Source organism: Nonomuraea sp. CA-141351 (genome assembly GCF_050944675.1).
In the GTDB taxonomy this organism is placed as follows: Bacteria; Actinomycetota; Actinomycetes; order Streptosporangiales; family Streptosporangiaceae; genus Nonomuraea.
In genome coordinates this window covers 5370577-5391313 of record NZ_CP191982.1, presented here as the reverse complement: position 1 = coordinate 5391313, position 20737 = coordinate 5370577, and the positions used below count along the sequence as shown (strand labels likewise).

At 69.6% G+C, this 20737-nt stretch carries 18 protein-coding genes and 2 pseudogenes; 12 read left to right on the top strand and 8 right to left on the bottom strand.

Annotation, left to right across the window (positions count from 1 at the left end; genetic code table 11):
• Positions 1 to 123 precede the first annotated feature (123 nt).
• A complete protein-coding gene (locus tag ACQPWU_RS25420) occupies positions 124 to 528 on the top strand; it encodes a hypothetical protein (protein ID WP_433444215.1) in 405 nt (134 codons plus the stop codon).
• Between the two features lie 47 nt (positions 529 to 575).
• Positions 576 to 1409, top strand: coding sequence for an NAD(P)H-binding protein (locus ACQPWU_RS25415; protein WP_433444214.1), 834 nt, complete (start codon positions 576 to 578; stop codon positions 1407 to 1409).
• Positions 1410 to 1506: 97 nt separating this feature from the next.
• Here the strand turns inward: ACQPWU_RS25415 and ACQPWU_RS25410 are convergent, their stop codons facing one another.
• Positions 1507 to 3735 (bottom strand): prolyl oligopeptidase family serine peptidase, encoded by a 2229-nt coding sequence (locus ACQPWU_RS25410; protein WP_433444213.1) that lies wholly within the window; start codon positions 3733 to 3735, stop codon positions 1507 to 1509.
• Between the two features lie 251 nt (positions 3736 to 3986).
• Positions 3987 to 5798, bottom strand: a complete 1812-nt coding sequence (locus tag ACQPWU_RS25405; protein ID WP_433444212.1) for a glycoside hydrolase family 2 protein — start codon at positions 5796 to 5798, stop codon at positions 3987 to 3989.
• A gap of 145 nt (positions 5799 to 5943) precedes the next feature.
• Here ACQPWU_RS25405 and ACQPWU_RS25400 point away from each other — a divergent pair, with 145 nt between their 5' ends.
• The 5 genes from ACQPWU_RS25400 to ACQPWU_RS25380 are packed head-to-tail and all read left to right on the top strand — an operon-like array spanning position 5944 to position 10958.
• Positions 5944 to 7257, top strand: coding sequence for an extracellular solute-binding protein (locus ACQPWU_RS25400; RefSeq protein WP_433444211.1), 1314 nt, complete (start codon positions 5944 to 5946; stop codon positions 7255 to 7257).
• 26 nt (positions 7258 to 7283) lie between these two features.
• On the top strand, positions 7284 to 8174 hold the full coding sequence (locus ACQPWU_RS25395) for a carbohydrate ABC transporter permease (RefSeq protein ID WP_433444210.1): 891 nt from the start codon (positions 7284 to 7286) through the stop codon (positions 8172 to 8174).
• Positions 8171 to 8992 (top strand): carbohydrate ABC transporter permease, encoded by an 822-nt coding sequence (locus ACQPWU_RS25390; RefSeq protein ID WP_433444209.1) that lies wholly within the window; start codon positions 8171 to 8173, stop codon positions 8990 to 8992. Before ACQPWU_RS25395 ends, ACQPWU_RS25390 begins: the two co-directional genes overlap by 4 nt.
• Positions 8989 to 9984, top strand: a complete 996-nt coding sequence (locus tag ACQPWU_RS25385; RefSeq protein ID WP_433444208.1) for an alcohol dehydrogenase catalytic domain-containing protein — start codon at positions 8989 to 8991, stop codon at positions 9982 to 9984. Before ACQPWU_RS25390 ends, ACQPWU_RS25385 begins: the two co-directional genes overlap by 4 nt.
• Entirely contained in the window at positions 9981 to 10958 is a 978-nt protein-coding gene (locus ACQPWU_RS25380; RefSeq protein ID WP_433444207.1) for a Gfo/Idh/MocA family protein, read from the top strand. The genes ACQPWU_RS25385 and ACQPWU_RS25380 overlap by 4 nt, the downstream gene beginning before the upstream one ends.
• Here the strand turns inward: ACQPWU_RS25380 and ACQPWU_RS25375 are convergent.
• The 6 genes from ACQPWU_RS25375 to ACQPWU_RS25350 form a co-directional block, all read right to left on the bottom strand.
• Positions 10952 to 11953, bottom strand: coding sequence for a LacI family DNA-binding transcriptional regulator (locus tag ACQPWU_RS25375; RefSeq protein ID WP_433444206.1), 1002 nt, complete (start codon positions 11951 to 11953; stop codon positions 10952 to 10954). The two genes, ACQPWU_RS25380 and ACQPWU_RS25375, sit on opposite strands and share 7 nt — an antisense overlap.
• A gap of 94 nt (positions 11954 to 12047) precedes the next feature.
• Positions 12048 to 12608, bottom strand: coding sequence for a GNAT family N-acetyltransferase (locus ACQPWU_RS25370; protein ID WP_433444205.1), 561 nt, complete (start codon positions 12606 to 12608; stop codon positions 12048 to 12050).
• Between the two features lie 138 nt (positions 12609 to 12746).
• Entirely contained in the window at positions 12747 to 13313 is a 567-nt protein-coding gene (locus ACQPWU_RS25365; RefSeq protein ID WP_433444204.1) for a cysteine hydrolase family protein, read from the bottom strand.
• 19 nt (positions 13314 to 13332) lie between these two features.
• Positions 13333 to 14439, bottom strand: a complete 1107-nt coding sequence (locus ACQPWU_RS25360) for a DNA glycosylase AlkZ-like family protein (protein WP_433444203.1) — start codon at positions 14437 to 14439, stop codon at positions 13333 to 13335.
• A 67-nt stretch (positions 14440 to 14506) separates the two neighbouring features.
• On the bottom strand, positions 14507 to 16489 hold the full coding sequence (locus ACQPWU_RS25355; RefSeq protein WP_433444202.1) for a SpoIIE family protein phosphatase: 1983 nt from the start codon (positions 16487 to 16489) through the stop codon (positions 14507 to 14509).
• 151 nt (positions 16490 to 16640) lie between these two features.
• Positions 16641 to 17294 (bottom strand): methyltransferase, encoded by a 654-nt coding sequence (locus tag ACQPWU_RS25350; RefSeq protein WP_433444201.1) that lies wholly within the window; start codon positions 17292 to 17294, stop codon positions 16641 to 16643.
• A gap of 290 nt (positions 17295 to 17584) precedes the next feature.
• Between ACQPWU_RS25350 and ACQPWU_RS25345 the strand changes: the two genes are divergently transcribed.
• The 5 genes and pseudogenes from ACQPWU_RS25345 (at position 17585) to ACQPWU_RS25325 (ending at position 20610) form a co-directional block, all read left to right on the top strand.
• A complete protein-coding gene (locus tag ACQPWU_RS25345; protein WP_433444200.1) occupies positions 17585 to 17812 on the top strand; it encodes a hypothetical protein in 228 nt (75 codons plus the stop codon).
• Positions 17805 to 18503 (top strand): annotated as a pseudogene (locus ACQPWU_RS25340) (ferritin-like domain-containing protein); the annotation flags it as partial. The gene ACQPWU_RS25345 and the pseudogene ACQPWU_RS25340, both read left to right, overlap by 8 nt.
• A gap of 385 nt (positions 18504 to 18888) precedes the next feature.
• A pseudogene (locus ACQPWU_RS25335) lies at positions 18889 to 19113 on the top strand (CDGSH iron-sulfur domain-containing protein); the annotation flags it as partial.
• Between the two features lie 70 nt (positions 19114 to 19183).
• A complete protein-coding gene (locus ACQPWU_RS25330; RefSeq protein WP_433444199.1) occupies positions 19184 to 19651 on the top strand; it encodes a CDGSH iron-sulfur domain-containing protein in 468 nt (155 codons plus the stop codon).
• A complete protein-coding gene (locus tag ACQPWU_RS25325; protein ID WP_433444198.1) occupies positions 19648 to 20610 on the top strand; it encodes an alpha/beta hydrolase in 963 nt (320 codons plus the stop codon). Before ACQPWU_RS25330 ends, ACQPWU_RS25325 begins: the two co-directional genes overlap by 4 nt.
• Positions 20611 to 20737 lie beyond the last annotated feature (127 nt).

The following is a 20737-nucleotide window of genomic DNA, read 5'->3' as shown; positions in this document are numbered from 1 at the left end:
TGAGATCACCTATGTGATCGTCACGGACATCCGATCACCATGGCCTGGGCCATGGCCGTACAAGGGAGCAGATTCGATGCTGAAGCGCTCGCCCTATGCCCTGGAAGGCCTGGGCGCACGCTGATGGAAGCCACCGAGATTCTGCCGATCATCGCGATCGTGTCGGTGGTCACGGTCGAGTTCGGCGGGCACGCGCTGCTGCGCTTCATCACCACTGATCGCGAGAAGCTGGGCGAGTTCCGCGAGCGGTTCTTCCGTGCCGGCCACGCGCACGCCGGGGTGCTGCTGGTGCTGTCGCTCGTCTACTTCCTCTACCTGCCCCGCGCCGGTTTCTCCGACGGCCTGGAGTGGCTCGCCGGCGCGGCCCTGCTGGCCGGGGTCCTGGCGCAGTCGGGTGGGTTCTTCCTGCATCTGGCCGTCGGCAGGCAGGGCGCCCGCTCGCCCGGCACGATGCTCACGCGCGGCGGGGCCCTGCTCCTCGCCGCCGCGCTGATCGCCCTGGCCGTCGGTCTCGCCGCTGCCGCATAGTGCCTTGAGCTCTTCGCCGCCCGAAGACCGATGATCCGATGGGAGACATGATGATCTTAGTGACCGGCGCCACCGGCAATACCGGGTCGGAAGTGGTGGCCGCGCTGACCCGGGCCGGGCAGCGGGTGCGCGCGCTGGTACGCGACCCCCAGGCCGTCACTCTGCCGCCCGGCGTCCAGCCCGTCACCGGCGACCTGAACCGGCCCGGCAGTCTGGCCGATGCGCTGACGGGCGTGCGAGGAGTGTTCCTGCTGCCGGGATATGCGGACATGCCCGGCGTCCTGGCCCACATGCGCCAGGCTGGGGTGGAACGGGTCGTGTTGCTGACGGGCGGCTCGGCCGCACTTGCGGACATGAGCAATGCGATCTCCCGCTACATGACGCTTTCCGAGCGTGCCGTGCGGGAGTCGGGCGTGCCCTGGACGTTCCTGCGGCCCAGGGCGTTCATGTCGAACGCGCTGCGCTGGCTGCCGCAGCTTCGGGCCGGCGACCTGGTGCGCGTACCGTTCGCCGGGGTGGCGGCCGCCGCCATCGACCCCGCCGACATCGCGGCCGTGGCGGCCCTGGCGCTGACGAGCGACGGGCATGAGGGCCGGATCTACGAGCTGACGGGCCCGGACTCGCTGTTGCCCGCCGACCAGGTCGCCGTGCTGGCCAAGGTGCTGGGCAGGGACCTGCGCTGCGAGGGGCTGCCGAACGAGGAGGCCCGGGCCCAGATGGAGGCGACCATGCCGGCCGAGTACGTCGATGCCTTCTTCCGCTTCTACGTCGACGGCACGCTCGATGAGTCGCAGGTCCTGCCGACCGTGCAAGAGGTGGCCGGGCGCCCGCCCCGTACCTTCGAACAATGGGCGCAGACACACGCCGAAGCCTTCCAATGAGCTCGGTCGCAAGCGAAAGGAGCGGTCATTCGCCGCGCACGTGATCGGAGAGACCGGACACGTGCGCGGCCGTCTGGTGCTCGACACGATGTGACCGTCAGGAGCCCGTGCCCTGTGGTTGTTCGTCAGCATGCGCGCCGTCGTCGGCCATCGGCGGTGCGTGTCGTGTTCTCAGTGAAAGACCGGTGTATTTCCCGGCGAAGGCGAGGATGTCGGTAGCCAAAGCGCGTTCTTTGCTCGCGCATGACCCGGCGTGGGCGCTGTCGGGTTCGCGGCGCATCAGAACGGGGCGATCGCCGCTGGTGGCGTGCTGGAGGGCCGCGCACATCTTGGTGACGTGGGCCTCACCGGTCTGCAGGTCGGTGACCGCGCCGGCGAGCAGGAAAGCGGGGTAGGCGGTTCCTGGAGTGACGTGGTGGTAGGGAGAGTAGCCGAGCAGCCACTGGAGTTGCTCCGGCTGGGTGGCGGTGCCGAATTCCTCGGTCCAGGTGCATCCAAGGCCGAAGCGCTCGTAGCGCACCATGTCGCACAGTGGGCCGTCGGCGATGACCGCGGCGTACAGATCCGGGCGCTGCGTGGCGGCGGCGGTGACCAGCAGCCCACCACCTGAAATCCCATAGATCGCCAGTTGGCCGGGGGTGGTGTGGCCGGTGCGGACGAGCCAGCTCGCGGCGTCGTTGAAGTCGCTGATCGACTGCTGCTTGCGCGGCCCGCGACCGGCGTCGTGCCAGTGCTGGCCTTCTTCGCCGCCGCCGCGCACGCAGGCGACCGCGAAGATTCCGCCGGCGTGGACCCATGCGGCCGCCATCGGAGAGAACAGCGGGCGCATCGTCAAGCCGAAGCTGCCGTAGCCGTACAGGAGGGTGGGGCGGGGGCCGTCAAGCTCCTCAGACGGCGTGAACAGGAACAGTGTGATCTCGGTGCCGTCGCCGGCCGGATAACGAACGGTGCGGCTGCTGATGGTCGAGTCGGGCTTGCGTGCCGTGCTGGTGGCTTCGGGTTCCACCTCCCCCGTGGCGGCGTGGTAGCGGTAGACGGCCGCGGGGGTGGCGGCGTCGCAGTAGCTGAACCACAGGTGACGTCCGTGAGGGACCTCGGTCTGCAGGGATGTCGCCACGCCGATGCCGGGCAGGGGCACGGTGGTGAGTGGCCGGCCGTCGGCCAGGTCATGCGCCGTCAGTGTGGACACGCCGTGGCGGGCGCGCGCCACCAGCAGCAAAGGACGCGGCAGCGTCGGATCGTCCAGGACCAGACAGTCGTCCAAAGGGGCCTGGGCGTCTTCGGGTACCAGTGTGCGCCATGCCGACGGGTCGGCGTGGCGCCTGGGCGCCGTGCAGATGCGGCCACATGGCGCCTGGTAATCGGTGACCAGCAGCAGGTTGCCGTCAGGCAGGAAACGCGGCAGGACGTTGGCACGTATGGAACGTCCATCCACTGTCTTCACGAAGCGAAGAGCCTGCGGGTCGGTCAGTTCGGCGATCCACACGTCATTGCAGGGAGCGGGCCCGTCCGCCACCGTCATCGCGAGGTAACGGCCGTCGGCGCTGACGACGAGCCCGTAGTAGCAGTCGGGGGCATCGGCGCCGCCGAACACCACGGGGTCGCTCTCGGGTGGGGAACCGATCCGGTGCAGCCGGACGCGACGGTGCAACCGCTGGTCTCCTGGAGCCAATTCCTCAGTGGGGACTCGGTTGACGTAGTAGAAGGCGTCTCCGCCCGGCAGCCAGGCGAGCGAGGTGTTGCGCGCGCGGGGCAGGGGGCCGTCCATCACCTCGCCGGTACGGACATCCAGTACCACGATGTCACTGGCAGGCTGCTCGGCGACCTCCATCTGAACCGCTACCCGTTCGCCCTCACGTGAGGGCCACCAGGCGTGCAGCCGCGTCTGGCGGGATGGATCCAGCTCGACCGGATCCACCAGCACGCGCCTGTCGCTCGTGCCGTCCACCACAACCAGGCGGCGTTGTTCGTCGTCACGCAGTTGCTCGGCGATGAACATGAGCGATCCACGCACCATCGGAGGATCGGACACCCCGAAGGTGGACAACTCCTCGATCATGGCCCGCCAGTTGCCGGTGTCGGGCCATCCATCACGATGCGCGGCGAACAACTCATCCTGCTGTGCCGCCCACGCCCGTACACGTGCGTCGTCGCCGGCTTCCAGCCAGCGATAAGGGTCAGAAATCGTAAAGCCGCATAGATTTTCCACCGCGCCGTCGCGCTGAGCCTTGGGATAAATTGGCAGTGCCATGGAGAAAGGCCTCCTCAGCGACCGTCGTCCGGCTTGCCATTCGTGAATGCTGCGGCCGGAATACGACCGCAGCACCCGTGTCGCTTAACCCCGCTCGCCGAGGATGATGGCCTCATACCAGCGGCGCACCACCGTACGCGGAGCCGGCCTGTACAGTTCCTGCGGAAGGAATGCGTACACGATTTCCCCCTGGATCTGCTCGGGTGGATTTGTCCTTTCATGCGCCATTATGCCCTCCCCTCTGCCCGCTCACCTATTGGCGGTATAAAGTCCCTCCCTTTGATATCTTGCGGAGCGCTTGATATCTTGCGGGCCTCGCGCCGGGCTTAGCTGGACCGTTCGGAGGCGGCCGGCCGCGACTGGACCGCGCGGACGCGCTCGACGTCCAGCTTGGTCGTCCGGTCGAAGCGGTAGACGCCGTTCTCCTCCTGGAAAACGTCGGTCAGCTGCGTGTAGCAGTAGCCGAACATGTCCGGGTCGTCCAGCAACGTCTCGGTCAGGCCCGCGAAGCGGGCATGGAACTCCTCCTCGCTCCGCACGCGCTGGCCATAGCCCCAGGAGCTCCCGCGGTCCGCGTCCTGCTCGGTCCCGGCGAGCTCGGGGTTCCACCAGATGCCGCCGTACTCGCTGACGAAGTACGGCTGGCCGCGGTAGGGGACGGAGATGGGCCGCTCGGGCTCGCCGTTGACGAAGGGCTCGTCCTTGCCGAGGCCGCTCAGCTGGCCGGCGAATGCGGTGGGCTCCTGCTCGTAGTTGTGCGAGTCGTAGATGTCCGTCTCCGGCACGCGGTGGCTGTAGCCGGAGGCGTCGATGACGGGGCGAGTGGGGTCGGCGAGCTTCGTGGCCAGGAACATGCCGCGGGTGACGTCGTCGAGCTCGGTGACGTGGTCGTGGATCGCCTGGTGGGTCTCGTTGAGCGGGCACCAGCCGATGATCGACGGGTGCGAGACGTCCCGTTCCAGGACCTCCAGCCACTGCGTGACGAAGGAGGCGGTCGGCCGCTGCTCGTGCCCGGTGGAGGCGCCCCAGTCGCCGAACTCGCCCCACACCAGGTAGCCCAGGCGATCGGCGTGGTAGAGGAAGCGCTCCTCGAACACCTTCTGGTGCAGGCGCGCGCCGTTGAAGCCCGCGGCCACCGACAGCTCGATGTCCCGCAGCAGCGCGGCGTCGGTGGGCGCGGTCATGAGGCCGTCCGGGTAGTAGCCCTGGTCCAGCACGAGCCGCTGGAAGACGGGACGGCCGTTGATGAGCACGCGCTTGCCGTCGATCGCGATCGAGCGCAACCCGGCGTAACTGTCCACGGCGTCCGCGACGGCGCCCCCGGCGTCGAGCAGCTCGATCCTGACGTCGTAGAGAAAGCCGTCGCCCGGCTCCCACAGGTGTACCCGGTCCGCCGGGAGCTCCAGGCGTACGGAGGGCGCGAGGTCCACATCGGCGCGGGTGGTCGCGGTGGCGACGGCGCCGTCCCCGTCGCAGACGGTCACGCGGCCCGAACCGCCGGGGCGGTTGCCGGACAGGGGGACGACGACGGTGAAGGAGGAGGTCGCGACGTCAGGCGTGATGCGTGGGCGGCGCAGGTGCACGTCGGGGACGGGCTCCAGCCACACCGTCTGCCAGATCCCCGTCGTACGGGTGTAGAGGCACTCGTAGTTCTGGTATCTGGTGGACTGCTTGCCACGCGCCTGAGGCCCGTGCCGGGGGTCGCGGGCGCGTACCACGATCGTGGCGTCCTCACCGGGGCGCGCCACGGCCGACAGGTCGGCCGTGAACGGGGAGAATCCGCCGCGGTGGCGGGCCACCTCGATGCCGTTCACCCACACCGTGGCGTCGTGGTCGACGGCGCCGAAGTGCAGCAGCGTCCGGCGGCCCGCCCACGCGGCCGGGATCGTCACGGTGCGGCGGTACCACACCGCTTCCATGAAGTCGGTGTGCCCGAGGCCGGACAGCTCCGACTCCGGCGCGAAGGGCACGATGATCGTCCCGGAGAGCTCGCGTTCGCGCAGGCCACGCTCCAGGCCGGAGTCTCCGGCGTCGATCTCGAACTGCCACGGCCCGTTGAGGGTGAGCCAGTCCTGGCGGACCATCTGCGGGCGGGGATATTCCGGACGGGGGACGTCGTGGGGGGCGGAACTCGGCATCTGACAACCTTCGAAATTCGCAGATATGGAGCAAGTCAAGACCTTTTGCTACGTAGCAGAGTGTGCCACACTCCCTCCAATCGGAGTCAACATCCGGCTACCCCCCGTTGTGAGGGCCTGCCGGAACCTCTGCGAGGAACCACGTATGAGCAAGTGGCCCACTTCCCCGCCCTCCCGCCGCAAGGTGCTGCAAGTCGCGGGACTCTCCGCCCTGCTGGCCGGCTGCGGCACGGGGCCCGTCAGCCGAGGTACGCAGGAGATCGCGTTCTGGCATCTCCTCACCGGCGGCGACGGCGAGCGCATGAACGAGATCGTGACCAAGGCCGACGCGGACATGCCCCGAGCCCGCATCAAACAGGTCGTCCTGGCGTGGGGCGCCCCCTACTACACCAAGCTCGCGATGTCGGCAGCCGGCGGCCGCGCCCCCGATCTCGGCATCGCGCACATGTCCCGCCTGGCCGGGTACGCCCCGGGAGGCCTGCTCGATCCCTGGGACCTCGACCGGCTCGCCCGCTACGGGGTCGGGCAGTCGACGTTCACGGCCCCGGCCTGGAAGAGCTCGATCGTCAACGGCAAGGTCTACGCCCTGGCCCTCGACTCGCACGCGTTCGTCACGTTCTTCAACACCGACCTGGCCCAGAAGGCCGGACTGCTCGACTCCGGCGGGAAGTTGCCCCAGGTCAAGAGCCTGGACGACATGAAACGCCTCGGCAGAGAGTTCAAGAAGGTCACCGGCAAGCAGTACGGTCTCGCGTACGGCTTCCTCGGCGACGGCGCCCAGCTGTGGCGCCTGTTCTGGACCTTCTACGGCCAGCACGGCGCCACGTTCGACCTGGCGGGCGACAGGTTCGTCTACGACGCCGAGGCCTTCGGCGAGTCGGTCGAGACGATGCGCCGCCTGGTCGACGGCGAGGTCGCCTCCACCAGCGCCGAGTACGCCACGGCCTCCTCGGCCTTCCTCAACGGCGACGTCGGCCTGGTCTTCTCGGGCGTCTGGGAGCTCCCGCAGTACCAGGACGCGAAGATGCCCCTGGGCGCCATGCCGATCCCGAACATGTTCGGCACGGGCATCGACGCGACCTGGGGTGACTCGCACACGTTCGTCCTGCCCCACCAGTCGAACCCGGACGAGGCGCGGCGCGAGCTTGCCTATGAGGCGGTCTCGAAGATCCTCAAGGGCTCGTTGCCCTGGGGCAGGGCCGGCCACACCCCCGCCTACCAGCCCGTCGTCAACACCCCGGAGTTCAGGGCACTGCGGCCGAACAACGACTACGCGGTCACGGCGACGTACCTCCACTACGATCCGCCGTCCTCGTTCACCGGTTCCGGCTCGAACTTCATGACCCAGTTCGGCAGCGTGATCCAGAACGCGCTGATCGGCCAGACCTCGGTCAAGGACGCGGTCGCCGACTTCGCCGAGCGCGTCAATGTCCTCATGTCCAAGGCGGTGAAGCGATGACGTCGGCCACTCTCACGAAGGGCGCCGTGACTCAGGCACCCACGATCCGGTCACGGGTGCGCAGGAGCCGGATCGGGCTCCTCTACGTGCTGCCGTTCTTCGTGTGCTTCGCGCTCTTCCTCCTCTGGCCCACGGTCTACGGGTTCTGGATGAGCCTCACCGACCGTGACCTGGCGGCCGGCGCCGAACCGAAGATGGTCGGACTCGCCAACTACGCCGAGGCCCTCACCGACCCGATGGTGTGGACGACGTTCGGCAACACGGTGCTGTTCACCGTGCTCACCACCATCCCGCTGGTCGTGCTGGCCCTCGTGGCGGCGTTGCTGGTCAACATGGGGCTGCCGGGGCAGTGGGTCTGGCGCATGTCGTTCTTCCTGCCGTACCTGCTCGCCTCGACCGTGGTCAGCCTGTTCTGGAAGTGGCTCTACAACCCCGAACTCGGACTGATCAACGCCGTACTCGGCGCCTTCGGGGCCGAGGGCCAGAAATGGTTGCAGGACCCGGACTTCGCCATGGCGGCGATCGCGGTCACCACCACGTGGTGGACGCTCGGGTTCAACTTCCTGCTCTATCTGGCCGCGCTGCAGAACATCCCCGGCACGGTCTACGAGGCCGCCTCGATCGACGGGGCGGGCAAGTGGCGGCAGCTGTCCTCGATCACGCTGCCGCTGCTGCGGAACACCACCGTGCTCATCCTCGTCCTGCAGATCCTGGCCTCGCTCAAGGTGTTCGACCAGATCTACCAGATGACGGCCGGCGGCCCCGACGACTCCACCCGCTCGATCCTGATGTACGTCTTCGACACCGGTTTCACGGGCTACCGGCTCGGCTACGCCTCGGCGATCTCGTACGTCTTCTTCGCCATCATCCTGGTCCTGTCGCTGCTGCAGCTGAGGTTCGCCCGGAGGTCGTCATGAAGCCCGCCAGAGTCGTCGCGTTCGCGGTGCTGGCCCTGTTCAGCCTCCTGATGCTGGCGCCGTTCCTGTGGGCGGTGAACACCTCGCTCAAATCCGAGGCCGACGCCAGCGCGTCCCCCGTGACGATCCTGCCCAAGGGCGGGTACACCTGGGAGATCTACGCACGCATCTTCCAGATGGGCGACATCCCCACCTGGATGGTCAACAGCCTCGTCGTGGCGGCCGGCGTCACGATCCTCACGCTGGTGGTCTCCACGCTGGCGGGCTACGCGTTCTCGCGGCTGGACTTCACCGGGCGCAAGCCGCTCCTGGCCCTCACGGTCGCCTCGATCATGATCCCCGGAACGATCTTCATCGTGCCGCTCTTCGACGAGATGCTCGCCTTCGACATGGTCGACACCTATTGGGGGATCATCCTGCCCCAGGTGGTGGCGCCGGTGATGGTGTTCATCCTGAAGCGGTTCTTCGACAGCATCCCCCGCGAGCTCGAGGACGCCGCGCGGGTGGACGGAGCGGGGTCGTTCCTCATCTTCCTGCGGATCGTGCTGCCGCTGTCGCGGCCGATCATCGCGGCGGTGGCGATCTTCACGTTCGTGGGCGCGTGGAACAACTTCCTGTGGCCGTACATCGTGACCAACGACCCCGATCTCATGACCCTGCCCGTCGGGCTGCAGACCGTCATGACCGGGTTCGGCGTCGTCTTCGCCCAGAACATGGCGAGCGCCATCCTGGCCGCACTGCCCCTGATCATCGTCTTCCTGTTCTTCCAGCGGCAGATCATCAAGGGCATCGCCACCACCGGGCTCGGTGGTCAGTGACCACGGCTCCGTTCCTCGTCGGCGAGGGACGGGTGGAGCGCCGTTCCCACACCTATCCCGAGCCCGGTCCCGGACAGTTGCTCGTACGGCCGCGCGCCAACGCTCTGTGCGGCAGTGACCACGGCCTCTTCCGCGACGGAAGCCCGGTCGTCGCGGGCCACGAGGCCGCGGGCACGGTCGTCGCCGCGGGTCCGGACACCGCCACGCCGGTGGGGACCCGCGGGGTGATCTATCTCATGGCCTACTGCGGCCGGTGTCGCAGCTGCCGTGCGGGCGCGACCAACCTGTGCCTGGACAAGGCCGGCGACATGGGCTTCAACCGTGACGGCGGCCTCGGCCCGCTGGAGGTCGTCGAGGAGCGGATGTTCTTCCCGATCGGGGACGACCTGTCCTTTCCCCTGGCCACGATGCTCCTGGACGTCATGGGTACCAGTGGCGCCGCGCTCAACAGGGCGCTGAGCGTCCGCCCCGACATCGACTCGCTCCTGATCACGGGCGCGGGTCCGGTCGGCGTCGGGATACTGGCCGCCGCCCGCCTCAGCCTGGGCGGGGACGCGCCGATCTACATCAGCGACGTCTCCGGATGGCGGCTGTCCTTCGCCGAGTCGTTCGGCGGGATCCCCGTCCACGCCGGTTCCGTCGCCGGCGTGCCGGAGGTGGACGCCGCGGTGGACGCCTCGGGCCGTACCACCGCCCGGCGCTCCGCCCTGGACAGGCTCTCCAAGAGGGGCGTCCTGGTCTGCGTCGGGCACGGGGAGCAGCTGCCGCTGGACGTCTCGCCCGACCTCATCTCCTCCGGACGCGCGGTGCTGGGCAGCGAGTACTTCCCGTACGCGGATTTTCCGGCCAACCTGGAGCTCCTGCGGCGGAACGCCGGCTACCTCGGCCGGATCGTGACGCACACCTTCGACGTCAGCGAGACGGCGCTCGCGTTCGAGACGTTCCTGTCCGGCAGGTCAGGCAAAGTGGTCGTCACGCAGGAGGACGGATGAGCGCGCCCGCCCGCGTGGCCATCGTCGGCGCGGGGCAGTGGGGCGAACAGCACGCCCGCGCCTTCTCCAGCCGGGCCGACTCCCGCGTCGTGGGGGTGTTCTCCCGTGACCTCGCCCGCGCGGAGCGGCGCGCTGCGCGCTGGTCCACCCAGGCGTACGACGACGTCGGGCGCATGATCGACGAGACCGGGCCCGACCTGATCAGCGTCTGCCTGCCCAACGCCGAGCATTACGCGCCCACGCTGGAGCTCATCGCGCGCGGCATCCCGCTTCTGGTGGAGAAACCGCTGGTCTTCCACCTGGACGAGGCCGACAGACTGCTCGACGAGGCCCGCGCGCGCGAGCTGTTCTTCGCGATCAACTTCAACCACCGCTTCGCCGAGCCCGTCGTACGCGCCGAACGCGACATCGACGACGGCAGGCTGGGCGAGCTGTCGTTCGCGACCTGGCGGTTCGGCGGCGAGGGCAGCTCCGCCCACCACCCGTACGCCAACCTCATCGAGACCCAGTGCCACGGCATCGACCTGCTGGAACACCTGCTGGGGCCGATCGACGCGGTCAGCGCCGAGATGACGAGAGGAGGTTCCACACTGGTCGTGGCCGCCCACTTCGCCTGCGGCGCGGTCGGCAGCCTCGTCGGCTCGTACGACTCCTCCTACGCCTACCCGCGCACCCACCACGTCGAGGTCAACGGGGACGCGGGGCGGCTGTTGATCGACGACACCACCAGGCGGTACGAGTTCTCCGCCGCGGGCTCGGAGGCGCGCACGGTCTGGGAGGCCGGCTACTTCAACGACCGGGGGCGCTCGTTCCACGAGACGTTCGACGCGCACCTCGACGCGCTCATGCCCGCACTGAGGGCCGGGGCCGCGCCCCCCGTGCACGCGGAGGCCGGACGAAGGGCGCTGCGGGTCGCGTACCGGATCATTGAGGCGTTCGAGACGGGACGCAGGGTCGCGGTCCCGCCTCACTGACTCGACTCGCGCACCTTCAGCTGAAAGTCCACCGTGATGTGCGGCTCGCGCCCACTGGGCTTGCCGGTGATCTGCTCGTGGAGCATCGCGACGGCGTTCCTGGCCAGCGCCTCGACGTTCGGGGAGACGGAGGTCAGCGACGGCGTCGAGTAGCGTGCCTCCTCGACGTCGTCGAAGCCCACCAGCGCGACCTCCTGCGGCACCCGGACGCCCCGGTCGTGCAGCGCCCGGAGCGCGCCGAGGGCGAGGGAGTCGTTCATCGCGAAGATGGCGTCCGGCATCGGCCGTCCGGCGTCCAGGTGCTCCTCGATCGCCCGCTGACCGTCCGCGCGGGTCCAGCCCGCCTCGACCAGCAGCTCCTCGTCCGCCGTGAGCCCCGCCTCCTCCAGCCCCTCGAGAAAGCCCCGCAGCCGCAATCGTCCCGTCAGGTGCACGCGGGGCGCGTAGCCGAGCAGCATCAACCGTCGCCTGCCCGTGCCCACCAGGTGGCGTACGGCCGCCAGGGAAGCCTCCCGGTTCGGCATGCCGACGTGCGGGACCTGGCCCTCCAGCGCCTGGTCCCCCACCAGCACGATCGGATAGTCCGCGCGGCAGCGCGCCCCGTCGTCCGGCCGCAGCGACATGGCCATCATGATCGCGCCATCGGTCAGCTGGTTACGGCCGCCCGTCAGGACCTTCAGCTCGCGTTCCCGTTCCTGGCCCGTCAGCTCGATCAGCACCGTGTATCCGAGCGCCTCGGCCTCGCGCACGACCATGCCCGCGAGGTCGGCGAACATGCGGGCCCTGAAGTCGGGGACGACGAGCGCGATGAGCCCCGTACGGGCGGACCGAAGGCTCCGGGCGGCCGCGTTGGGGACGTATCCGAGTGCCGCCATGGCGTCGAGCACGCGCTGACGCGTCTCCGGGCGGACGTACTCGTAGTCGTTGAGGACATTGGAGACCGTGCGCTGGGAGACACCGGCGGCGCGGGCCACGTCGTGCATGCTCACGGCCATCAGCGCAACGCCTTACCCGGGGTCGGTCTCACGGCCTTCATCGTAGTGTTCGGAGCCGCCCGATCTCACCGGGATTTTCCTCGCCGGTCGGCGCTCAGGACGGCTGCTTGCCCGACCGCCACTCCGGTGCGAGCACCGACCAGACCTCTACATCGTGGCGCTCGCCCCGGTGCGGGTAGCTCTCCCGCAGCACGCCGTCCTTCGTCATCCCGAGCCGCCTGGCCACGGCTTTGCTGGCCTCGTTCGCCGCCGCGACCCGCCACTCCACGCGGTGGAGGCCCCGCTCCTCGACGGCCCAATCGATGATCACACGTGCGGCCCTGGTCACCAGGCCCTTGCCCACCGCCGACGGCTCCAGCCAGCAGCCCGCCTCCGCGACGCCGAGCCCGACGTCCATCGTCCGGAAGAGAACCCCGCCGACCAGCGTGCCGTCCGTCCAGATGCCGTAGATCCGCCCGGTGTCGGCCGCGGCCTTGTCCGCGTACGACTGGAGGTACGAGCGGCTCGACTCCACGTCCGTGACGAAGTCCGGCAGCGCGATGTACTGCCCGATGAAGTCCCGGCCCCGCTCCATGTGGGCCAGGAGCTCCTCGGCCCGCCACGGCTCCAGCGGGCGCAGCTCCGCGCCGTCCTCACCCAGGGATATTGCGTACATCGCTCCCCCAACGCTCAAAAACAGCCCATATCGCCAGGAGATCATCTCACGGGGTGGGCCCGGGGTCCCGGCGGGGTGCAGGCGGCTGCGACGCCGGTCGCGTACATGCCCGGCAGGATCTCCCCGGCGACAGCCTGATCAGCCCGCGTCGCCCGCCGCGAAGCGGACGTCCGCCGTGTCGACGGTGCCGGCGCGGCGGCCGGGCGCGCGATGCCACCGCCAGTAGAGGTTGGTGTGCGCGATCACCTGCTCAGGGGGCGGCGCGCCGTACTCGGTGAGGTCCTCCGTCGTGTGCGCGTCGCCGACCAGCGTCACGTCGTAGCCGCGGACGAAGGCCCCGTGGAGGGTCGAGCGGATGCACTCGTCGGTCTGGGCGCCCGCGACGACGAGCCGGCCCACCCCGTGCCCGGCGAGCACCGCCTCCAGCTCGGTGTCCTCGAACGCGTCGGCGTAGCCCTTGTGGACGAGCGGCTCCGAGTCGCGGCGGGCCAGCTCCGGCACGTACTGCCAGCGCTCACTGCCCCGCGGGAGACGGTCGTCGGAGTGCTGCACCCAGACCACGGGCACGCCCTGCGCGCGAGCCTTGCCGATCAGGGTCTCGATGTTCGCGATCACGCCTTCGCGGTCATGGGCGTCGGCCACCACGCCGTTCTGCACGTCGAGGACGAGCAGCGCGGTACGCGGCCGATCGGGCAGTGTCGTCACAGATCCCTCCTGGTTCCACTCAACTTGCGCGGCGGAGATCGAGCCCCAGCCAGCCTGCGAGGTCGGCGATCTCCTGGTCGATCGCCGCAGTCATGGCCGGGGTGAACGGCACGTCCTGGTGAACGGCGTTCACCACCAGCACGCCGGCCTTGCGGTCGGCCTTGGCGTCGACCTTGCCGACCAGCCGGTCGCCGTAGAGGACCGGGAGGGCGAAGTAGCCCCACCGCCGCTTCCCGGCGGGCTTGTACATCTCCAGCTGGTAGTCGAACTCGAAGAGCTCCTCGGTGCGGGTCCGGTCGTGCACCAGGCGGTCGAACGGCGACAGCAGCGCGGCCCGGCCGTGGAAGGGCTCGTCGAGCAGCGACGGCTCGACCCGCCACTCCCCCCGGACGCCCTCGACGACCGCCGGCTCACCCGCCTCGCCCACGACGGCGGGCTCGACGGGGCACTCCGGGCCGCGCAGCCGGGCGATCCCGAGCGCACTGAGCCGCCGGCGGTCCCGCTCCTGCTCGGCTTCCTCCGCCGGAACGACCGGATCGTCCGGATAAACCCGGAAGGCGAGGTCCCACAGCCGATCGCGCCCCTTCCGACCGGCGACCGCGACCTCCCCCCGCTGCACCATGAACTCGAGCAGCTGGGTGAGGTTCTTGTTGTTGGTCCAGCCGGTGGAGCCCCACGGCTTCTCGCAGGTGTCGGGCAGCTCGCGAGAGGTCAGCGGCCCGGCCTCTCGCAGGCGGTCGAGGATCTCGCGCCGGCAGCGGTCGTTGGCCAGGACCCAGTCGCGGCGGTATTCCTGCCAGTCCTTGAGCTCGCCACTCCCTGGCCACACGGACATCTCGGCGCGGTAGAGCGCGAGGTCCTCGGCGGGGCGCACCATGGCCCGAAGCTCGATCAGACGGCAATCGTCCAGCGCCGCGCGCAGGTCGCCTGGCGAGTACGACGATCCGAGCCGGCTCCAGGCGACCAGATCGGCGCTCGGCGCGACGGCGTTGACCGGGTCGAGCTGGAGCAGCGTGAGCTGCCGCCCCGTCGACAGCAGGTCGGCGGGGCGCTCCTGCTGCAGCAGCTGGGCGCGCACGGCCACCCGCCGCGCGTCGCGGCGGGTGAGCTGATGGACCTTCGCCATGCCCCGAGCCTAGGCAGCGCCACCGACAGAAACGCCACGGGCCAGCGCGCATTCTCATGGCGGCGACTCAGGGCACGCGGGTGCGGGCCACGAGGAGGGCGATGTCGTCCTCGGATTGGGCCTCGCCCACCATGGTGCGGATCACCGAGGTGCAGAAGTTCTCCAGCGGGAGCGCGGCCTGGGCCAGGGCGGCGCCGAGGCGGTCCATGCCCGCTTCGATGTCGGCCGTGCGGGTCTCGATGAGGCCGTCCGTGTAGAGGGCGATCAGCGTTCCCTCGGCGAGCTCGAGCTCGAGCGACTGGTACGACCCCAGCCCCAGGCCGATCGGGGTTCCGCTGGGCGGGCGGGGAAAGCTGACGTCGCCGGACGGGGTCACGACCGCGGGCGGCGGGTGCCCGGCCCCGGCCATGGTGCAGCGCCGGGTGGCCGGGTTGTAGACCGCGTACACGCAGGTGGCTCCGGTGGGGTCGAGTGGGAAGCCGTCGGGACCCGCGTCCTCCTCGGTGAGGCGTACGAGCAGGTCGTCGAGGTGGGCGAGCAGCTCGTCGGGCGGCAGGCCCATGTACGTGAGGGTGCGCACGGCGGTGCGCAGCCGTCCCATCGTCGCCGCGGCGTTGATGCCGTGCCCGGTCACGTCCCCCACCACCAGGGCGACCCGGCCGTCGGGCAGCGGGATCGCGTCGTACCAGTCGCCGCCGACGGCGTCGTGCATGCCGGAGGGCAGGTAGCGCGAGGCCACCTCGAGGGCGCCGGTGCCGGTCAGGCGGCGCGGCAGGAGGTTGCGCTGCAGCGCCAGGACGGCCGTGCGCTGACGAGTGTACTGGCGGGCGTTGTCGAGGCTCAGCGCGGCGCGGGCGACGAGCTCCTCCGAGCAAATCAGGTCGTCCTTGGTGAACGGCACCGGGTTGTCGTTGCGCACGAACACGGCGATGCCCAGGATGTCGCCGCGGGCCTTGAGCGGAACGATGATCAGCGTGTGCATCCCGGTGTCGTGAATGATCTCCGCCCGCTCCGGGTCCTGGTCGAGCCAGGTGCCGGGCGAGGTGTCCAGCACGCGTTCGAAGTAGGACCGGCCCGAGGCCAGGACCTCGGTGAAGGGGGACGACGGAGGGACGAAGACCGCCTCCCCGAGCGGCCAGAGGGATTCGGGGCACCCCTGATGGACCGAGGCCACGCCCGCGCGGCGGAACACGGGGATGCTCACGTCCGTGGCGGACAGCCGTTGCAGGGGCGCGTCCTCCGGCAGGACCGATTCGGCGAGATCGACCGTGACGTAGTCGGCGAGGACCGGCACCGCCAGCTCCGCCAGCTCCTGTGCGGTCTTCTGGACGTCGAGCGTGCTCCCGATCCGGATGCTGGCCTCGCGGATCAGGGCCAGGCGGCTACGCGCCCGGCTGTTGCTGAGGTCAATGGTCAGCGTGCACACGCCCAATGGGCGGCCGTCCGGGCCTTCGAGGCGGAAGAGTGAGGTCGACAGGGTGCGCTCCTCGCGCTGGTCGGCCGAGGTCCAGATCTCCTCGCGGTCGATCATGGGGACGCCCTCGGCGAGCACTGTCCGCATCGCCTCCTGAGCGGCCTCGGTGTCGACCCCCGGCAGGGGCTCCGCCAGCGAGCGGCCGACCTCGTAGTGGGGGAAGACCGTCCGCAGGCGCTGCGCCGCGGGGTTCAGCCAGAGGCATCGGAGGTTACGGTCCCAAACGGCCACTGCCAGCGGGGAGCGGTTGATGATCGGCTCCAGCAGCCTGCCCGCTCGCCCGGGGACCGCAGCGCTCGCCGGCGTCGCCGAAAGGAGCCAGGCCGCTGTCTCCCCTGGTGTGAGCAGCCGGGAGCCTCCGACCCGCACGAGGAAGCTGCCGCCGTCGCGGTGACGGGCCTCGACCAGGCTGTACCACTGTTCCTGGTCGCCTGCCTCGAGGCCGCCGGACATGACGACCGTGCTGGAACGGCCGAGGACCTCGGCGGCGCGATATCCGAAGAGCTGTTCCGCGGCCTGGGACCATCCGATCACCGTGCCGGCGGCGTCGATCACGACAATCGCCGGAAGTGTCATGTCAGGTGAGGCCATATCAGCATCCATCCCCACCTGGCCAGCGTAATACCGATGACCTGCGATGATTCTTGACCCACCGTTGCCGTGACCGGGCCCGCGCCTCACTGTGACCACGGTCGCCGCGGCCGGGTCCGCCTGGACCGGCTTGACGTCAACGGCGAACGGTCAGCATGTGGTCGGCGCCGCGCTGGAACTCATAAGGCACCTTGCGCACCGCGCACACCAGACCTTCGGCCCGCAGATCCGCCTGAAGTGCGCCGAGGAAGGCGACCGGCTCACCGTCACCCAGGCGGACGAGGGGGAAGATTCTGACCTCGCCCCGGCTGACCCGGCTCATTTCCATGATCGCCGCCCGGTGCCACTCCCGGTCCAACTGCCCGGCCCAGGTGAAGAGCAGGTGTGAACACAGCACCATGTCGACGCTTTCGTCAGCCAGCGGGAGGTGCGGCAGGCCGGCGGCGAGGTACGAGCCGGGCCGCCGGCGAATATCGGCCATGAAGTCGTTCCTGGCGTTGAGGCGCATCTCCCGGCGTCGTTCCGCCGAGCCGTACCACTCCCACACGAACCGGTCCGCGTTCGCGCCGATCATCGCGTTGCCCTGCTCCAGGTCGGCCGACAGACGCTCGGCCAGCACGGCGGCGCCACGCGCGTACAGCGGGTCCGCCGCCACGGCGCGGGCCCCCATCGCCCTGGCCTCGGCGACGAAGCTGGACGCGCCGCCACCGCAGTCGAGAGTGACACCGTCCAGGTCAAGGTCGTCGATCGCGAACATCGCCCGATATTCGAGGAAAGACCGCGACGACATGATCATTTCCGTGTGACTCACTTCCCCGTCCTCCGATTCCCGTATCACTGACGGCGTCGATCATCTCCACCTGAAAACGACTAGAGCCTAGTTCCCGCCCCGGGAGCCGGACGGCTTTGTGAGGGCATGGGAGACGCCCGCAGCTGTCGGATGTCCGCGGCCTTGCCGCGTCGAAGACTTTCTCGCTGGAGCTGTCACAGACCGGAGGGCTGCCCGGTCATAGCTGGCGACCGGAGGCCAACCGATGCCCCGGCGTACAGGATCCTGGCAATCGGCGGCACGGAGGAAAGATGACCATCCCCAACGGGGACGACGACTCTCTGTACGAACTCGAGGTCGAGGTCGTAGCGGAGCTGACCATGGCCGAGTCGAGCCATCCGGAGGAGGCCATGCGCCTGCCGGTCACCGAGTGGCTGTTCGATCCGGCCGACGTCCAGCGCGAGGAAGTCGGCCTCCGCGGCCTTCTCGGCGCGGTCGAGGCGCTGGAAGACGACCCGGGATCTGGCGGACGTGCCTGAGGCCGCCAGATCCCTACGACAGCCGGAGCGAGAATTCGTGAACCACCCAGAACTGCCTGCCGCCGTCGCACCGGCACGGATCGACACCCTCGAAAGCCTTCGCGAGCACCTCCAGTGGGCGATCGAGCTCGAACACGCGACCCTGCCGCCGTACCTGTGCGCGTTGTACTCGCTCGACCCGGAGCGGAACCCGGAAGCCGTAGACGTGGTAGGCAGCGTCTTCGCCGAGGAGATGCTCCACCTGGCGCTGGCCGCGAACCTGCTGAACGCCGTCGGCGGCCGCCCGCGGCTGGACACACCGCGGATGCTGCCGCCGCATCCCCGGCCTCTGCCCCACGGCGACCGCTCGCTGGAGCTGTCGCTGGTTCCCTTCGGGCCGGAAGCCCTCGAGATGTTCCTGCGGATCGAGCAGCCGGCACCCCCCGGCGCTCCGGCGGAGGGCGACGGCTACGAGACGATCAGGCAGTTCTACTACGCGATCGAGCAAGGCCTGCGCCACCTGTGCGACCGGCTCGGCGAGCAGGAGGTCTTCTGCGGCGACCCGGCCCGCCAGGTGAGCGCCGCCCACTTCCGGCACACCGCCGGACGGCTGATCGCCGTCGACGGCCTCGCCTCCGCGCTGACCGCGCTGGAGGAGATCGTCGAGCAGGGCGAGGGCACGGCCCGCGGCGAGGTCTGGGACGGCGACCAGGACGTCTTCCATCCCGAACGGGACGAGGTCGCGCACTACTACCGGTTCCAGGAGCTCAAGGCCGGCCGGCGCTACCGGCGGGGAGACACCCCGCAATCCGGGCCCACCGGCGAGGCGGTCTCCGTGGACCTGGCCGGCGTACGTCCTATGAGGCGCAATCCGCGACTGGCCGACCACGCTCCGGGCAGCGAGATCCGCACCGCGCAGGAGGAGTTCAACCACACCTACTGCGCGATCCTGCATCTGCTCGAGCAGGCGTTCAACGGGAGCCCGAAGCTGCTCGCGGTCGCCACGGGCACGATGTACGCGCTCAAGGCCCAGGCCCAGGCCCTGATGCGGATGCCCGACGAGGAGGGGCACGACAGCGGGCCCCACCTTCGAATACGTGGCACCCGAGCTACGCCGGTGGAGCATCGGCGAGCGGCAGCGGATCGTCGTACTCCCCGACGGCCCATACGTCGTGTACGGCGCCGTCCCGCTCAGACGCAAACGCAAGATCGTCTCCGCGGACGACCACGCGCTGACCTGGAAAACCGGCGACACGCTGGCGACCGAGGACACCTACGCGCTGTGTCGCTGCGGCCGCTCGGGCTCCAAGCCTTTCTGCGACGGGACACACGCCCTGATCGGGTTCGACGGTACGGAAACCGCCGGCGTCCGGCCGTACGAGGAGCTTCAGCATGTCCACGACGGCGTGGGCGTCTCGGCCCAAACGGGTCGGGGAGCTCTGCATCCACGCCGCGTTCTGCATCGGGCGCACCAGGCCGATCGCCGAGATGCTCGCCGACACCGGCGACAGCGACGTCCGCTCCAGCGTCATGGGCCGGATCGACCACTGCCCCTCCGGGTCGTACAGCTATGCCCTCCAACGCGGCGGTGACTCCATCGAGCCCGACCTCCCGCAGGCCATCTCGGTCCTTGAGGAGGAGAACGGACTGGCCAGCGCACTGTGGATGACCGGTGGAGTGCCGGTCCTGCGGGCGGACGGCCTGCCTCTGCAGACCCGCAACAGGATGACGCTGTGCCGCTGCGGCCATTCCGGCAACAAACCGCTGTGCGACGGAACCCACCGAAAGATTGACTTCCGCGAGGAAATGCAGAGCCGTGGAGGTGAGCAGACTCACCGGGAAGAGAGGAGAACATCATGAGCAGGCACATCCTGGAGCCGGCGGCGCAGGAGATCGCGGACGCGACCTCGAAACCCCCGTTCCTGTACGAGCTGGGTCCCGACGGCGCGCGCAAGGTGCTGGACGACATCCAGGCCGCCCCGGTCGACAAGCCGGAGGTCGACGAGAAGTGGATCACGGTGCGGGCCGAGGCCGGCGACGTGCGGGTGCGGATCGTCAAGCCCGCCGGCGCGTCCGGCACACTGCCCGCGATCCTGTACGTGCACGGCGGCGGCTGGATCCTCGGCAACGCCGGCACCCACGACCGGCTGGTGCGCGAGCTCGCCGTCGGCGCGAACGCCGCTGTGGTCTTCGTCGAGTACGACCGCTCCCCCGAGGCCCACTACCCGGTCGCGATCGAGCAGGCCTACGCCACCGCCCAGTGGATCACCAGGAACGGCGCGGACGAGGGGCTCGACGCGTCCCGCCTGGCCGTGGCGGGCGACTCGGTAGGCGGCAACATGACCGCCGCGCTGACCATCCTCGCCAAGCGCCGCGGCGACGTGAGGTTCGTGCACCAGTCGCTGTACTATCCGGTCACCGACGCCGCCCAGGACACCGACAGCTACCGCGAGTTCGCCGACGGCCCGTTCCTGACGGCCAGGGCCATGGCCTGGTTCTGGGACGCCTACACCACCGACCTCGCCCAGCGCGCCGAGATCACCGCCTCACCGCTGCGCGCGTCCCTGCAGGACCTCGCCGGGCTGCCGCCCGCGTTCGTCATCGTGGACGAGAACGACGTACTGCGCGACGAAGGCGAGGCGTACGCCCGCAAGCTCACCGAGGCCGGCGTACCCACCACCAGCGTGCGCTACAACGGCATCCTGCACGACTTCATGATGCTCAACCCGGTCCGCGACACCCACGCCGCGCGAGCGGCCACCGCCCAGGCCATCCAGGTGCTCAGGGCCGCCCTGAACACCGGAAAGGCAAACCCGTGACCACCGCCAACCGGCCGCCTCCGGTGGCGTGAACATGCATCCAGGCCTCTAGGAACAGGCGAGCACGCTCGAACAAGCTGCTTCCGCCTTCGTCGAACTCGTCTATCTGCCAGCGGAACGGAAGCGA